The organism is Raineyella sp. W15-4, assembly GCF_033170155.1.
Taxonomy (GTDB): Bacteria; Actinomycetota; Actinomycetes; order Propionibacteriales; family Propionibacteriaceae; genus Raineyella.
This window is the reverse complement of record NZ_CP137079.1, coordinates 3,297,036-3,310,471: the sequence shown is the minus strand read 5'-3', so window position 1 is coordinate 3,310,471 and position 13,436 is coordinate 3,297,036. Positions and strand designations below refer to the sequence as shown.

Sequence of the window (13,436 nt, the reverse complement as noted above, 5' to 3'; positions counted from 1 at the left end):
CCGGGGGCGACGCGGTGGATTCAGCGCGGCTCGGCGGGTGCCTGGTCGGGCACCGGACCGTCGCCGAGCGACCTGAGCAGCCACACCACGTCCCGCCAGGCGTTGTGCTTGAACCCGATCGAGGGGAGCAGGGCGACCTGTTCGAAGCCGAACGACCGGTGCAGCGCCATGCTCGCCTCGTTGGGCTGGGTGATCACCGCGACGGCGGTCCGGTAGCCACGCTGCGTCAGCCGGTCGAGCAGCGTGGTGTAGAGCAGCTTCCCGAGGCCTCGGCCGCGGGTGTCGGCGGCCAAGTAGACGCTGGTCTCGCAGGACCAGCGGAACGCGACGCGTTCCTTGAAGCGCCCGGCATACGCATAGCCGAGCACCCGTCCGTCGACCTCGGCGACGAGCCACGCCCAGTCTGTAGCCGCTCTCGCCATCCGGCCGGCCATCTCTTCCACCGAGGGGGCGACCTCCTCGAACGTGATGGTGGTGTCGTCGACGTAGGGGGCGTAGATCGCGGCGCACGCCGCCGCGTCGGCGGGGATGGCGTCGCGGATGATCATTTGTCCCGGTACGGCCGTGGTGGGCACGGCGGCGATGGGCGAGTCGGTGGTGGCGGTCGACGCCGACGGAGCCATGGGCGCCGAGGGCGCAGGTGATGCAGCGGGAGCCGACCGTACGGTCGACGCAGCGGGAGCCGACGGAACAGCGGGGGTGACGCCATCACGGACCACGGGAACCATGGGCCGATGGTAGGCCCGGGCTCCGCATGGTCCGTGTGCGCGTCCGGCGGGCGACACCGGCGGGGTGGGCCCCGCCGGTGAGTGACGGATCCGGAGGGGTCAGACGGTGGGGTCAGATGGTGAAGTCGTCCGGCTTGGGCTCGTCCGACGGCGTCGATTCGTCAGGAGTGGCCGACTCAGGGGTGGCGGACTCGCTGGTGTCCGCGGCGGACTCGTCGGTGTCAGTGGTGGCCTCCCCAGAAGTGGCCTCCTCGGCGGTGGCCCCTTCGGCGCCGGGCTTCTCGGCGGTGGCGGTGGTGGTGCCGGCGGCCCCCTCCGGCGATGTGGCGGCTTCGCCCTCCTGCGTCGGCTCGAGCTTCTCGCTCAGCGTCTCGCGGCCCTTCTCGATGACGTCGTCGATCTGGTCGACGGCCTCCTTGACGACCTTGCCCACCTTGTCGAGGGTCTCTTCCAGGCTCTTCTTGGCCTCGTCGAAGTTGAATCCCATGTCAGTGCTCCCGTGATGATGTGCCGGGTGGACCGGCTGCGTTGGTTCAAGGCTAGGCCGCGACCCCGGCGTGTCGGCCCTGCCGGAGCGGTGGATCCGGGACTTCTGGGTGCTCGGCATCGGCCGGCTCCGGGTCCGCTGGGGGATCCTCCCCTCCGCACAGGAACCGCACGGGAACCTCTCATCGGCCTCTTGTCGGTGCTGCCCACGATGGAGGCGTTCCGTACGTCCGAGCCGCGGGAGCCCTCATGGTCACACTCGTCGTCGCCGTGGCCATCGGGCTGGCGACTTTCGCCGTCGGCCGCGACTGGCCGGGCACCCGCCGGCTGCACGCCCTGTGGCTGCGCCGCGGCCCGGCGATCGTCCGCTACGTCCGTACGGCGCCGGCGACCTTCGTCACGCTGGCGGTCCTCGGGGTGACCACCTGGATCCTGGCCGGTGCCGGCAGCCGGCTCACCACTGCGCTGCTGCGCGACATGAGCACCAACCTGCACCAGCTCCAGTCCGAGCCGATGACCGTGCTGGTGCGCAGCGCCTTCTGGGCCACGCCGGCCGAGATGATCGGCTGGCTGGTGCTCTTCACGCTGGTCGCGGCCCCGGTCGAGCACTGGATCGGGACCCGTGCCTGGCTGCTGGTGTTCTGGGCCGGGCACATCGGCGCCACCCTGCTGGTGGCGGTGTTGCTGTCGGTCGGCGTCAGCACCGGACGGGTGCCGGCGACTGTCGTGAACACCATCGACGTCGGCGCCAGCTACGCCTTCTTCTGCGTCGCCGCGGTGGGGACATACGGGCTGCGGGGCCGGTGGCGTCCGGTGTGGGCGGGCCTGGTGATCGCCTACCTGGTGCAGGCGGCGGTCCTCACGCCGGGATTCACCTCGCTGGGGCACATCCTGGCGGCCGCGATCGGGTTCGCGATCGGACCGGTCTTCCTGCACCGGCCGGCACCGACCGGGTGGCCGGTGGCGCAGCTGGACACTCTCGGCGAGCGGTTCGCGTGGCGGCCGGCCTCCGGGCGGAGGCCCTGGCCGGTGCGGTCTTCCGCGTCGGTGCGGCCGCTCCGGCCCGTGGCCTCGCCGGTTCCCGTGGGCTCGCCGGTTCCCGTGGGCTCGCCGGGGCCCGTACGCTCCGCCGGCACCGTACGCTCCGCCGGGACCGTAGACGCCGTGCTGGCGTCCCGGGTCGGCTCAGCGGCCCAGAACGCCGGTGCCCTCGCCGATCAGTAGCAGTCCGAACAGCACGAACAGTGCGGCGGCGCCGATCCGGATCACCTTCTCGGGGAGCCGGCGCTTGAGGATGAAACCGACCAGGATCGCCAGGGCGTCGGCGGCAACCATGCCGACCGTCGACCCGATCCAGGTCCAGAACCAGTTCTCCTGCGTGGCGAGGGTGATGGTGGCGAGCATGGTCTTGTCGCCGAGCTCGGCCAGGAGGAACGCGGTGCCCACGGCGACCAGCGAGAATCCCTTGGCATTGCGGGCCTTGTCGGCCTCGGCCTCGGTGAGTTCGTCGCCGCGCAGCGTCCACACCGCGAAGGCCAGGAAGGCGATGCCGGCGACGACGGCGATGCCGCCCTGCCACTGGCCGAACACGTCGCCGATGAAGAAGCCGATGCCCACCGAGGCCAGGTGGACGATGGCGGTCGCGATGCTGATGCCGATCAGGACGTCGCGGGGGCGGTAGCGGGCGGCGAAGGTCATCGCCATCAGCTGGCTCTTGTCGCCGAGTTCGGCGACGAAGATGACGGCGATGCTGAGGAGCAGGGCGTTCACGAGAGGGTCCTCTCCGGGCACGGCCACGGGCCGCCCGGAAAGGGATGGCTCCGACCGTCCCCGTCCGATGGGGGGCAAAACGGCCGAAAGTCTCGTCCGCCATCATCGATGGCCGTCACGCCGGGCAGGAGCCAGTATGTCGACGTGACAGTTCGGGGACTACTCCCTTTCACCGGCCATCCTACCCGGCGGGGCAGGATCCCGAAAACCGCGGGGCCACAGGGGCTCTACCCTTCATTCCACGGGTGCCTTTCGCCCGCGCGTTTGTGTCTGACTACCAGTACAAGTGCGCGGGCGAAACCCGCAGGTGGGATTGGGCTGCCCCGTCACGTCCGCCCGGTCTCGTCGCCGGTCTTGTCCGCCCCGTCACGTCCGAGTTCACTCCCGGGGACGGACCGGATGCTCACTCAGGATGGAGACCCGGTTGTAGACGTTCATCCTGATCGCCGACCACTGCAGCGCGGAGAACTGCTCGTCCGTCAGCGCCGCGCGGGCGCGCGCCAGCTCCGCCTTCCGCACCTCGGGTTCCGGCAGGACGGTGGCCGCCTCGGCGATGGTCAGCGCAGCGCGCTCCAGGTCGGTGAACATCTCCTCGGCCTCCCGCCAGGCGGACAACACGGCGAGCTGCTGGGCGGTGATGCCGGCGCCGGCGGCCTTGCGGGCGTGGACGTCGAGACAGTAGGCGCACCCGTTGATCTGCGAGATCCGCAGGTTCATCAGTTCGATCACGGCGAGCTGGATACCGGCCGCGTGCACCGCACGCTGGATGGTGTCGGACCAGGCGTTGCCAGCGGCCCAGCTCGCGGGGTCGGACTTGTCGAGGTAGAAGCGCGCCATGCTGGTCAGCCTAGTGCGGGCGCGGACTGCGGTGGCCCTGTCGGGTCGATCGCCGCAGCGGGGGCCGGCCCGGGACGAAGCCCTCGGCGTCGACCGCCGATGTGACCCAGCCGACCCGACGGCACAGCGACCGCACAGAATCGTGACACCACCGCACTAACCGTCCTCCTTACCGTCGAGTCGCTACTACCGGTTTCGTGAGGAGGACCATGTTCGGTCTGACGGTTCGGCGGGAATTGACCCGACGGCGCAAGGAAACGATCATCATCGCGCTCGGGATGGCGGTGGCCACTGCGCTGCTGATCGTCCTGAGCGGTGTCTCGGCAGGCATCCGGAACGGCCAGTCCCAGGTGTTGCAGTCCCTGTACGGGGTGGGGACCGACATCACCGTGAGCCAGGTCGCAGCCCCCGGGAGTGGGGCGACCCCGGGCCAGCGGTTCGAGTTCGACCGTGGCCAGGGTTCCACCCAGAACGGCACCACGTCGCTGCAGTCCAGCCGGCTGGAAACGTCACGGGGCAGTTCGACGCTCGACGCCGCCACGGTCGACACCGCGCGCGGGGTCACCGGGGTGTCCGCTGCCACCGGCGTGCTCAACCTCAACCTGATGAACTTTTCCGGTGAGCTGCCGAGCGGCACCTCCTCGGCGCCGGCACAGGGCTCGAGGACCACCCAGGGGCAGGAAGGCACGCCCGGCGGTGGGTTCGGCGGCGGCAGCTTCGGCTTCCAGCAGACCTCGGTGTCGGGCGTCGACCCGGCCTCGACCGAACTCGGCCCGCTGGCCTCGGCCACCATCACCCTGGGCCGCGCCCTGACGGCGTCGGACAACGACCAGGCCGTCGCGGTGATCAGCGCGAACTACGCCAGCACGCAGAGCCTGAGCGTCGACAGCACGATCACGATCGGCACCAGCACGGTCAAGGTCGTCGGGATCGCCTCCTCCGACTCGACCACCCTGTCGGACATCTACCTGCCGCTCGGCTTCGCCCAGAGCGCCTCCGGGGACACCGGCAAGGTGAACGAGATCTACGTCCGCGCCACCTCCGCCGGCCAGGTGGACGCCACCGCGGCCGCGCTGCGCGAGGCGCTGCCCTCGACCACCGTCTCGACCCAGTCGGACCTCGCCTCGTCGGTCTCCGGTTCGCTGGCCTCCGCCGCGAAGCTGACCGAGGGCCTGGGCCAGTGGGTCTCCGTGGCCACCCTGGTGCTCGCCTTCCTGCTGGCGATCCTGTTCACCCTGTCCGGAGTCAACCGCCGCACCCGTGAGCTCGGCACCCTGAAGGCGATCGGCTGGTCGAACAACCGGGTGATCGGGCAGATCACCGGCGAGGCGGCCGTACGTGCCGCGATCGGCGGCCTGGTCGGCATCGCGCTCGGCGCCGGCATCCTCGGGGTCCTCAACGCGGTCGGGATCACCCTGTCCGGATCGGCCGGTCTGGGGCTCGGACGGTCCGGCGGCGGAGGCGGCATGCCGAGCATGGCCGGCGGCATGGCGAGCGCGGCAGCCGCGGGCCCGGCCGGTGCGGCGATGGGGGGCACCGCCAACGCGGTCCAGGTGGTCCTGCACAGTCCGGTCCAGCCGACCATGCTGGTCCTCGGCCTCGCGGCGGCCGTCGTCGGCGGCCTGCTGGCCGGACTGATCGGCGGATCACGAGCGGCCCGGCTGAGCCCCGCCGTAGCCCTGCGAAGCATGGATTGAGGAGCGCAACGATGTACCAGCTGTCACACGTCAACAAGACCTACCAGGGCAAGCGGACCGTGGTCGCGCTCAAGGACGTCGACCTGGAGATCCCCGACGGCCAGATGGTGGCCGTGCAGGGACCCACCGGCGGCGGCAAGTCCACCCTGCTGCAGATGCTCGGGGGACTGGACCGACCCACCGGCGGCCAGGTGGCGATGGCCGGCCAGGACCTCGCCGCGATGAAGGAGCGGGCACTGACCCGGGTCCGCGCCGACGAGATCGGCTTCGTCTTCCAGGCGTTCAACCTGATCCCGACGCTGTCGGCCCGGGAGAACGTCGAGTGCGCCCTCGTTCCGGCGCGGGTGCCGGCGGCCGACCGCCGCCGACGGGCCCAGGAGGCATTGGAGGCAGTGGGCCTGGGCAGCCGGGCGGACCATCTGCCGGGCGAACTGTCCGGCGGCCAGCAGCAGCGCGTCGCCATCGCCAGGGCCCTGGTGAAGGACCCCAAGGTGCTGCTCGCGGACGAGCCGACCGGCAATCTGGACGAGGCCATGCGGGACGAGATCATGGGCCTCCTGGAGTCGTACTGGCGGGACAACCAGCTGACCATGGTGATCGTCACCCACGACTCCACGGTCGCTGCGCGGGCCCAGCGCCGGCTGCGGATCGTGGCCGGCGAGGTCACCGAGGCGTGAACGATAGTGTGATCCAGGCCACTTCGATAGACGGAGCCTATGATGCGATCCACAAGTTCGATCGAAAACGCCTATCGAAGTCGGGGTGACCGATATAGAGTCTGTATTGCATTCAGCAAGCCGTCCAGAAAAGGGGTTCACCCGATGTCGCTCATGAACACCAAGATCCTGCCGTTCACCACGCAGGCCTACCACCAGGGCAAGTTCGTCGAGGTGTCCGAGAAGGACGCCCTCGGCAAGTGGTCGGTCTTCTTCTTCTACCCGGCCGACTTCACCTTCGTCTGCCCGACCGAGCTCGGCGACATGGCCGACCACTACGACGAGCTGCAGAAGCTCGGTGTCGAGGTCTTCTCCGTGTCCACCGACTCGCACTTCGTCCACAAGGCCTGGCACGACTCCTCCGATGAGGTCGGCAAGATCCAGTACTACATGCTGGGCGACTCGAACGGCACCATCACCAACAACTTCGACAACGCGCGTCCGGGGGCCGGCCAGGCCGACCGGGCGACCTTCCTGGTCGATCCCGAGGGCACCATCCAGTACATCGAGACGACCGCCGAGGGCATCGGCCGTGAGGCCGGCCAGCTGATCCGCAAGATCAAGGCCGCCCAGTACGTCGCCTCCCACCCGGGCGAGGTCTGCCCGGCCAAGTGGGAAGAGGGCGAGGCGACCCTCACCCCGGGCATCGATCTCGTCGGCAAGATCTGATCCGGACCGACACCTGAGTGAGCGGTGGGTGCCCGGTCCGTCCGGGTGCCCACCGCGCCCGTTTCCCGCCCGCCGCCGACCCCGCACCAGGAGGACCCCATGCTCGATGCCACCCTCAAGACCCAGTTGCAACAGCAGTACCTGACCAAGCTCACCGAGCCCGTCGAGCTCGTCAGCTCGCTGGACGACCGCCCGAAGTCGCGGGAGATGGCCGAGCTGCTCGAGGAGATCGCCGGGCTGTCGGACAAGATCACCTACCGCCGCGCCGACGACGACGCGCGCCGGCCTTCCTTCGCGGTGACCCGCCCGGGCGCGGACATCTCCATCCGCTTCGCCGGTATCCCGATGGGCCACGAGTTCAGCTCGCTGGTCCTCGCCCTGCTCCAGGTCGGCGGCGTGCCGGTCAAGGAGGACGCCGAGACCCTCGAGGCGGTCGAGCACCTCGACGGTGACTACGAGTTCGTCACCTACATGTCGCTGACCTGTCAGAACTGCCCGACCGTCGTCCAGGCACTCAACGCGATGGCCGTCCTCAACCCGCGGATCAAGCACACCGCCGTGGAGGGGTCCCTGTTCCAGGACGAGATCGAGGAGCGCCGGATCCTCGCCGTCCCCACCATCTACCTCAACGGTGAGGAATGGGGCTCGGGACGTACGGACATGAAGCAGTTCGTCGAGCGCCTCGACCACCACGCCGCGGCCCGCACCGCCGAGAAGCTCGACGAGCGCGAACCGTACGAGGTGCTGGTCGTCGGCGGTGGCCCGGCCGGCGCCTCGGCCGCCATCTACGCCGCCCGCAAGGGCATCCGCACCGGCATGGCGTGCGAGCGGATCGGCGGCCAGGTGCTCGACACGCTGGCGATCGAGAACCACATCTCGCAGGTCTACACCGAGGGACCGACTCTCGGCGCGGCGTACGGCGCACACATGAGCGCGTACGACATCGACCAGATCCCCGGTGTCCGGGCCAGCCGACTCATCCCGGGCGAGGACGGCGACCTGCACACCGTCGAGTTCGAGGGCGGCGGCCGACTGCGGGCACGTACGGTCATCCTGGCCACCGGCGCCCGGTGGCGTACGCTCGGCGTCCCCGGTGAGGCGGACTACCGCAACAAGGGCGTGTCGTTCTGCCCGCACTGTGACGGCCCGCTGTTCAAGGGCAAGCCGATCGCCGTGGTCGGCGGCGGCAACTCCGGTGTCGAGGCCGCGATCGACCTGGCCGGTGTCACCGAACACGTCACCGTCGTGGAGTTCCTCGACCAGCTCAAGGCCGACGACGTGCTGCTGCGGAAGCTGGACAGCCTGCCCAACACCGAGGTCATCACCTCGGCGCGGACGACCGAGGTCGACGGTGACGGCAAGCAGATGACCGGCCTGCAGTACGAGGACCGGACGACCGGGGAGCTGCGGACCCTGGACGTCGACGGCGTCTTCGTCCAGATCGGCCTGCTGCCCAACACCGACTGGCTGAAAGGCTCGGTCGAGCTCACCCCGCGCGGCGAGATCGTCATCAACCAGAAGGGCGAGACGGACATCCCCGGCATCTACGGTGCCGGCGACTGCACCACCGTCCCGTTCAAGCAGATCGTGGTCGCCGAGGGTTCCGGTGCCACCGCGGCGCTGAGCGCCTTCGACCACCTGATCCGCACCCCGGCCCCGGTGGCCGCGGCGGCCCACTGACCGGGCGCCCGGCACCACCCGACACCATCTCGGGGCCGCCCGCCGTCGGGCGGTCCCGGGGTGCCGATCCGGCCGAGACCGCCGGAGGAGAACCATGAACCTGCGTGATCTCGAATATCTCGTGGCCCTGCACGAGCAGCGCCACTTCGGGCGCGCGGCCGCGGCGTGTTTCGTCAGCCAGCCGACCCTGTCGACCCAGCTGCGCAAGCTGGAGTCCGAGCTCGGTGTCGAGCTGATCGAACGCAGCTCCCGCAGCGTCATCTTCACCGCGGTGGGGGAGGCAGTGGTGATCCGGGCCCGACGGATCCTCGCCGACGCCGAGGACATCCGCGGCCTCGCCCGCCAGGCCCGCAAGCCGCACGCCGGCACCATCCGGCTGGGGATGTTCCCGACGCTGGGGCCCTACCTGCTGCCGCACATCGTCCCCGAGCTGCACCACCGGTTCCCCGGGCTGGAGATCCTGCTGGTGGAGGAGAAGACCGCGGTGCTGCTGGACGAGTTGCGCAGTGGGGCCCTCGATGCGGCCGCGGTGGCGCTGCCGGTGGCCGACGAGACCCTGCACATCGAACCGCTGTTCCGCGAGGACTTCGTCTTCGCCGCCCCGGTCGGCGACGTGATGGCGGAGGGGGACGGCCCGCTCGATCCCGGCGCCCTGGACGGCGAGGATCTGCTGCTGTTGACCGAGGGGCACTGCCTGCGTGACCAGGCCCTGGAGGTCTGCGCCGAGACCGGGGCGACCGAGCATGCGGGCTTCCGGGCGACCAGTCTGGAGACGTTGCGGCACATGGTGGCCGCGGGGGTCGGCGCGACACTGCTGCCCGAGCTCGCCGTCGCCGCGCCCGTCACACCCAATCCGGGGATCGCGCTGCGGCGCTTCCAGGATCCGGCCCCGCACCGCGACATCGCGCTGCTGTGGCGGCGGACCAGCGTCTTCCGCGAACTGCTGCCGGAGATCGCGGCGGTGCTGCGGGACGTTCCCGGCGGACTGGTGCGCCCGCTGGCGGCCGCCTGAGCGCCGGCGGGAGCGCCGGCTGAGCGTCGGCGAGCGCACTCTGCCGGAGTGCACCGCCAGGTCGTACGCCCCGACGCGAACAGTCGCGGATCCCGGGGCCCCGGCGGACGGGTGGTCCGCTGCGGTGGGGATCCGCGGCTGCTGGGGGGTGCGGTCGCGATGCCTGACGGTTCAGGCGGCCTTGGCGGCGGGTCCTTCGGTGCTGTGGGCACCGGTGGACTTCCCGCTGCGCAGCGGACCCCAGCCGAGGATGGCCAGGACCACGCCGACGACCACCAGGGCGATACCGGCCCACAGCGCGATGGTGCCGACGAGCCACCAGGCGTACGCGGTCAGCAGCATGCCGCGCAGCGTGTCACCCATGAAGAGGGTCTGGCGCAGATTGCCGAGCGCCACGCCATCCGGAGAGGCCTTGTCCGTGGCGCTCAGCTGGGTGTACTGGCCGGAGATCTCGTTGTAGGTCTTGCCGTTGCTCGACGCATTCATGTGCACGAGGATGTAGTGGTTGGCGAAGGCCTGGGCCTTGGGGCCGCTGTCGAGAGGGGTCCCCGCGTACTTGCTGAGCGCCGCCTTTGCGCCGTCGTTCTTCAGGGCATCCAGCGCCGCCCCGGCCGGCATGGTGATGCGCTCCGAAGACAGCTGGTTCTTCACGTAGCCATTGGCGTAGGTGCCGCCGATGATGGCGACGACTCCCACGACGACCAACACGATGGCCGCCACCCTGCTCAGAACACCATAGACGGTGCGTTCCATGATCTTCCCTCTTCCTCTCCATTGGTTTGGGGGGTACAGATGAAAAGTACACCACCGGTGCCCGTAGTACGACGGTCTGTAGGAGAGATGCGCCTGTGTATTCGAATGGTCAACTTTTCTGTGAGGTCGACCAGCTCGATCCACGCAATGACGCCATTCCCTCCCTACCCCCCGAGGGTATTCACAGGATCACTGGGATCATTCTGCGGCACGCAAGGACTCACGCAACGATCAGCTGGCTCCTGAGTACCGGGAGCCCCTGCCGGCCCACGGGTGGGTTTCGCCCGCGCACTTGTGCTGGTAGTCGAACACGAACGCGCGGTCGAAACCCACAGGTGAGGCCAGAGACGGCCACGAGGGCGCCGCGCCCTCAGCCGCGCAGCCGCGGTCGGGAGGCGTACGACGGGGAGGCGAACTGTTCGACCGGGTCACCCTGGGTGGCCACGGTCATGTACGACAGCCAGGTCCTGGCCGGGTAGCCCGAGCCGAAGAACGTCTTGTCGCCGGGCGCCGAGTACGGATCGAGATCGCCCTGCCCGTCGGAGCCGGCGACGTACATCACCGCGGTGGAGACCCGGGTGGTCGCGCCGATGAACCAGGCGGCGTAGATCTTGTCCTCCACACCGGCGGTGCCGGTCTTGCCGGCCACCGGGCGGTTCAGGTCCGCCGCCGTGGTGCCGGTGCCCGCGCGGGTCACCTGCTGCAGGGCGTAGGTGGTGGTGTTGGCGATGTCGGACTCGATCGCCTGCTCGCCCTTGGTGTCGGCGCTGTAGAGCACCGTGCCGTTCATGTCGCGGACCTCGCGGACCACGTGCGAGGGGTAGCGGGTGCCGCCGTTGGTGATGGTGGCGTACGCCGAGGCCATGTCCAGCGGGCTCACCTCGGGCTCGCCGAGGACCATCCGGTCGTAGTTGCCCCAGCCGGTGCCACTCGGGGCGCCGGCGTCGTTGGCGGCCTTCATCACCTTCTTCGGCCCGTCCTGCATCTGGTGGACCATGTCGACGAAGGCGGTGTTGATCGACTCCTGGGTGGCGTACTGCAGCGACACCGCGGAGCCGTAGTTGGTGTTGAACTCGTTGCGCACCGGCATCGGCTGCTTGTCCAGCTGGAAGGTGTTGCCGTTGAACGTCGACCGCAGGGTGAAACCGTCACGTAGCCCCGCCACCACGCCGAACGCCTTGAAGGTCGACCCGGTCATCCGGGCGGTGGTTGCCCAGTTGCGGGAGTTCTTCACGAAGTCGTCGCCGCCGTAGAGGGCCAGCACCTCGCCGGTCCGGGAGTCCACCGAGGCGATGGCGGCGTGCAGGTCGGTGGAGCTCGGCGACCCGGAGGCGCTGGTCACCGCCTTCTGCTGGTACTTCTGGGCGGCGTCCTGGGCGGCCTGCTGGGCCTTCGGATCGAAGGTGGTGGTCACCCGCAGGCCACCACCGTTGATCTGCGCCTCGCTGAAGCCGTCCCGTTTGAGTTCCTGCTCGACCATGTTGACCAGGAAGCCCTGCGGACCCTCGTAACGCTTCTCCGTGCTCTGCACCGGGGTGGCCGGCAGGTGACCGTGGAACTGGTCGTACTGGGCCTGGGTGATGGTGCCCATCTCGAGCATGCCGGACAGCACGTATTCGTAGCGGGCCTGCAACCGGGGCAGGTTGTCGGGGTCGATCGAGGGGTCGAGGATCGAGGAGTTCTGGATCACCGCGGCCAGCACGGCGCTCTGGCCGATGGTGAGGTCCTTGGCGTTCTTGCCGAACCATGCCTGCGCCGCGGCCTGCACCCCGTACGCGTCGCGGCCGAAGAAGACGGTGTTGAGGTAGTCGCCGAGGATCCGGTCCTTGGAGCGATCGTTGTCGAGCTTCAGGGCGTACGCGATCTCGCGGATCTTGCGGGTGATCGTCCGGTCCTGGGAGAGGTAGACCAGCTTGACGTACTGCTGGGTGATGGTCGACCCGCCCTGCACCGGCTGGCCGGTGACCATCGCCGCGGCGGCCCGGGCCATGCCCTGGACCGAGACGCCGGGATCGGTCCAGAACGAACGGTTCTCCGCCGCGACCGCGGCGTTCTTCAGCGATGTGGGGATGTCCGTGTACGGGATGGTGGTGCGGTTCTGCACCGCCAGGGTGCTCAGCGGGGTCTTCCCGTCGCCGAAGTAGAGGGCGGTGGTGTTGCTGGTGAAGGCCCGGTTGGTGTCGCTGAGGTCGGCGCGGGCGTAGAGCAGGCCGGCGCCGGCGCCGGTGCCCAGCACCGCCAGGGCGACGAGCGTGACCAGCGTGCCGACGACCCGTCGCCGGCGCTGGTCGCGGTGGTAGGCACGCAGTTCGGGGGCGGTGGTCTCCATGGCCTGGCGGGCCCAGCGCGACCGCAGCGACACCGTGTCGCCGTAGCTCTCCGGGTCTTCGCCGGCCCGTTCGTACGACGGTCGGTCGTCCGGCCCGTCCGGACCGTACGCGTGACGGGCGGCGGGTTCCGGGGTGGGGTAGGAGAAGCCGGGGGAGAGGATCCGGCCGAGCGGGCCGCGGTCGGTGGTCTCCCCGGCCGTCGCTGCTGCGCCGGCGGTGATTGCTGCACCGGCAGCCCCCGCCCCGGCCGTGACCAGCACGGCGGCTCCCGCACCGGGCATACGGTCGGGGTGCCGCGGGCCGGGGCCGGTCGGTGGCCCTGGAGGGAGGTCAGTAGGCAGCACGGAGTGGAGGGCCGCCTCCAGTGCGGAGGGGATCGGGTCGGGCGGTGGGGTCGGGATCGGGCGCCACCAAGCGTCCACCGGATCGGTCCCGGCCGGCGTCCCGGTGTCGGCAGGTAGGCGGCGGGCCCACGGGTTCGTCGAGGTGGTGGCCGACCGGTCGGTGGAGCGGTCAGCGGTGGAGCGGTCACCGGAGAAGTGGTCGGCGGATCCCTCGGCGGCGTGGCGGGCGGCGTCGAGGTGGCCGGGATCGGTCACGGCGGCACCGGCGAGGGCGGCCCGCTGGGCGTGGAGACGAGCACGGTAGGTCCCCGCCGCGCCGGAGCCCGGCTGACCTGAGCCGAAGGGCGCCGGCTGCGGAATGCCGGGGGACGGATGGTGTTCGTCGATCATGACCACCTCGGGGCCGGGGGAGGG

General features: G+C 70.1%; 12 protein-coding genes. 6 read left to right on the top strand and 6 right to left on the bottom strand.

Annotation, left to right across the window (positions count from 1 at the left end; genetic code table 11):
* Positions 1 to 20: 20 nt before the first annotated feature.
* Positions 21 to 623: a GNAT family N-acetyltransferase gene (locus tag R0145_RS15370; protein ID WP_317837753.1), complete on the bottom strand. Its 603-nt coding sequence runs from the start codon at positions 621 to 623 to the stop codon at positions 21 to 23.
* A 217-nt stretch (positions 624 to 840) separates the two neighbouring features.
* Positions 841 to 1,215, bottom strand: a complete 375-nt coding sequence (locus tag R0145_RS15365) for a hypothetical protein (RefSeq protein ID WP_317837752.1) — start codon at positions 1,213 to 1,215, stop codon at positions 841 to 843.
* A gap of 248 nt (positions 1,216 to 1,463) precedes the next feature.
* Here R0145_RS15365 and R0145_RS15360 point away from each other — a divergent pair, with 248 nt between their 5' ends.
* Positions 1,464 to 2,438 carry a rhomboid-like protein gene (locus tag R0145_RS15360; RefSeq protein ID WP_317837751.1) on the top strand — a complete coding sequence of 325 codons (975 nt, stop codon included), beginning with the start codon at positions 1,464 to 1,466 and terminating at the stop codon, positions 2,436 to 2,438.
* Here the strand turns inward: R0145_RS15360 and R0145_RS15355 are convergent.
* Both R0145_RS15355 and R0145_RS15350 read right to left on the bottom strand, forming a co-directional pair.
* Complete coding sequence (locus tag R0145_RS15355) at positions 2,400 to 2,984, bottom strand: TMEM165/GDT1 family protein (RefSeq protein WP_317837750.1); 585 nt, start codon at positions 2,982 to 2,984, stop codon at positions 2,400 to 2,402. The genes R0145_RS15360 and R0145_RS15355 overlap by 39 nt on opposite strands.
* 378 nt (positions 2,985 to 3,362) lie before the next feature.
* Positions 3,363 to 3,821, bottom strand: a complete 459-nt coding sequence (locus R0145_RS15350; RefSeq protein ID WP_317837749.1) for a carboxymuconolactone decarboxylase family protein — start codon at positions 3,819 to 3,821, stop codon at positions 3,363 to 3,365.
* A gap of 209 nt (positions 3,822 to 4,030) precedes the next feature.
* Between R0145_RS15350 and R0145_RS15345 the strand changes: the two genes are divergently transcribed.
* The 5 genes from R0145_RS15345 (at position 4,031) to R0145_RS15325 (ending at position 9,595) form a co-directional block, all read left to right on the top strand.
* Complete coding sequence (locus R0145_RS15345; protein WP_317837748.1) at positions 4,031 to 5,518, top strand: ABC transporter permease; 1,488 nt, start codon at positions 4,031 to 4,033, stop codon at positions 5,516 to 5,518.
* An 11-nt stretch (positions 5,519 to 5,529) separates the two neighbouring features.
* A complete protein-coding gene (locus tag R0145_RS15340; protein ID WP_317837747.1) occupies positions 5,530 to 6,195 on the top strand; it encodes an ABC transporter ATP-binding protein in 666 nt (221 codons plus the stop codon).
* Between the two features lie 144 nt (positions 6,196 to 6,339).
* Positions 6,340 to 6,903 (top strand): alkyl hydroperoxide reductase subunit C, encoded by a 564-nt coding sequence (ahpC, locus tag R0145_RS15335; protein WP_317837746.1) that lies wholly within the window; start codon positions 6,340 to 6,342, stop codon positions 6,901 to 6,903.
* A 99-nt stretch (positions 6,904 to 7,002) separates the two neighbouring features.
* A complete protein-coding gene (gene ahpF / locus R0145_RS15330; protein ID WP_317837745.1) occupies positions 7,003 to 8,583 on the top strand; it encodes an alkyl hydroperoxide reductase subunit F in 1,581 nt (526 codons plus the stop codon).
* 94 nt (positions 8,584 to 8,677) lie between these two features.
* A complete protein-coding gene (locus R0145_RS15325; RefSeq protein ID WP_317837744.1) occupies positions 8,678 to 9,595 on the top strand; it encodes a LysR substrate-binding domain-containing protein in 918 nt (305 codons plus the stop codon).
* A gap of 171 nt (positions 9,596 to 9,766) precedes the next feature.
* On the opposite strand, the gene R0145_RS15320 is transcribed toward R0145_RS15325, so the two are convergent.
* Positions 9,767 to 10,348, bottom strand: a complete 582-nt coding sequence (locus tag R0145_RS15320) for a hypothetical protein (protein ID WP_317837743.1) — start codon at positions 10,346 to 10,348, stop codon at positions 9,767 to 9,769.
* A gap of 370 nt (positions 10,349 to 10,718) precedes the next feature.
* The gene (locus R0145_RS15315) at positions 10,719 to 13,412 is read right to left on the bottom strand and encodes a transglycosylase domain-containing protein (RefSeq protein ID WP_317837742.1); all 2,694 of its coding nucleotides are present in this window, start codon (positions 13,410 to 13,412) and stop codon (positions 10,719 to 10,721) included.
* Between the last annotated feature and the right edge of the window lie 24 nt (positions 13,413 to 13,436).

Bases quoted from the DNA above. Each gene is read 5' to 3' on its own strand.
- R0145_RS15370 (WP_317837753.1), bottom strand. From the start codon at position 623: ATGGCTCCGTCGGCGTCGACCGCCACCACCGACTCGCCCATCGCCGCC.
- R0145_RS15365 (WP_317837752.1), bottom strand. From the start codon at position 1,215: ATGGGATTCAACTTCGACGAGGCCAAGAAGAGCCTGGAAGAGACCCTC.
- R0145_RS15360 (WP_317837751.1), top strand. From the start codon at position 1,464: ATGGTCACACTCGTCGTCGCCGTGGCCATCGGGCTGGCGACTTTCGCC.
- R0145_RS15350 (WP_317837749.1), bottom strand. From the start codon at position 3,821: ATGGCGCGCTTCTACCTCGACAAGTCCGACCCCGCGAGCTGGGCCGCT.
- R0145_RS15345 (WP_317837748.1), top strand. From the start codon at position 4,031: ATGTTCGGTCTGACGGTTCGGCGGGAATTGACCCGACGGCGCAAGGAA.
- R0145_RS15340 (WP_317837747.1), top strand. From the start codon at position 5,530: ATGTACCAGCTGTCACACGTCAACAAGACCTACCAGGGCAAGCGGACC.
- ahpC (WP_317837746.1), top strand. From the start codon at position 6,340: ATGTCGCTCATGAACACCAAGATCCTGCCGTTCACCACGCAGGCCTAC.
- ahpF (WP_317837745.1), top strand. From the start codon at position 7,003: ATGCTCGATGCCACCCTCAAGACCCAGTTGCAACAGCAGTACCTGACC.
- R0145_RS15325 (WP_317837744.1), top strand. From the start codon at position 8,678: ATGAACCTGCGTGATCTCGAATATCTCGTGGCCCTGCACGAGCAGCGC.
- R0145_RS15320 (WP_317837743.1), bottom strand. From the start codon at position 10,348: ATGGAACGCACCGTCTATGGTGTTCTGAGCAGGGTGGCGGCCATCGTG.
- R0145_RS15315 (WP_317837742.1), bottom strand. From the start codon at position 13,412: ATGATCGACGAACACCATCCGTCCCCCGGCATTCCGCAGCCGGCGCCC.